This window comes from Spirillospora sp. NPDC049652 (genome assembly GCF_040675125.1).
GTDB lineage: Bacteria > Actinomycetota > Actinomycetes > Streptosporangiales > Streptosporangiaceae > Spirillospora.
The window spans coordinates 1-1,134 of sequence record NZ_JBFAOF010001531.1; the positions used below are offsets into that span (position 1 = coordinate 1).

The window sequence follows — 1,134 nt, forward strand, 5'->3', positions numbered from 1 at the left end:
CTCGCGCGGGGCGACCACGCGCGAGCGCGGACCGGCCGTCCTCGGCCTCGGCGGTGAAGCGCCACAGGTCGATCCGCCCGGGCGGGACGGCCAGGAGGTAGCCGGGCTCGCGGGTCAGCAGCACCGCGGGCGGGGTGCGCGGCGGACGGTCCGGTTCGAGGGCCTTGCGGAGCGGCGCGATGTACGCCTGGAGCGTGCGGGTCGCGCCGGCGGGCGGCTCCCCGGCCCACAGCTCGTCGATCAGGCGGCCGAGGGAGACGACGCGTCCGGGTTCGAGGGCGAGCATCGCCAGGAGCGCCCGCTGCTTGCGCGTGCCGAGGTCGAGCGCGCCGCGTCCGGGCGCGATCGCCTCCAGCGGGCCGAACAGCCGGAACTCCAGGTCAGCCGCGGTCATGCCCCTCCCCCGGGAACGTCCGGAAAATCCACCTACGGTACCCCGGCCCCGCCGCAGGTCGCCCCGGACCGACCCCAGGCCGACCCCAGGCCGACCCCAGTCCGTTCCCAGTGCCCGACCGGCACGGTGGACCCGTCAGCACGGACGACGACGGCAGGAGCAGGGCATGAGCATCGGGAACGAACTTCGCGGCGTCCTTCGCGGCACGGTTCTGGAGGCGGGCGACGACGGGTTCGAGCGGGCGCGGCGGCCGTGGAACCTGGCGGTCGAGCAGCCCGTCCGCGCGGTGGTCGAGGCCGCCGACGCCGAGGACGTGGCGGCGCTGGTCCGGCACGCGCGCCTCGCCGGGCTGACCGTCGCGACGCAGCCGAGCGGGCACGGCGCGACCGGCGACACGGCCGACGCGGTCCTGCTGCGCACCACCCGCCTGGACGAGCTGAGCGTCGACCCGGAGACGCGGACGGCGCGGGCCGGGGCGGGCGTCAAGTGGGGGCGTGTGCTGGAGGCGGCGAGCCCGCACGGGCTGACCGGCCTCGCCGGGAGCAGCCCGGCGGTCACCGTGACCGGCTACACCCTCGGCGGCGGGCTGAGCTGGTTCGGGCGCAGGCACGGCTTCGCGTCCGACAGCGTCCGGGCGTTCGAGGTCGTGGACGCGTCGGGGACCCCGGCGCGGGTCACCGCAGCGTCCGACCCCGACCTGTTCTGGGCGCTGCGCGGCGGCGGCGGTGACCTCGCCAAGG

At 77.2% G+C, this 1,134-nt stretch carries 2 protein-coding genes; one reads left to right on the top strand and one right to left on the bottom strand.

Annotated features, from left to right (window positions below; translation table 11 throughout):
• A partial coding sequence (locus AB0J52_RS41690; RefSeq protein ID WP_500188818.1) for an AfsR/SARP family transcriptional regulator occupies positions 1 to 394 on the bottom strand: 394 nt, incomplete at its 3' end.
• Positions 395 to 560: 166 nt separating this feature from the next.
• On the opposite strand from AB0J52_RS41690, the gene AB0J52_RS41695 reads away from it, so the two are divergent.
• On the top strand, positions 561 to 1,134 hold a 574-nt coding region (locus AB0J52_RS41695; RefSeq protein ID WP_500188819.1), incomplete at its 3' end, for an FAD-binding oxidoreductase.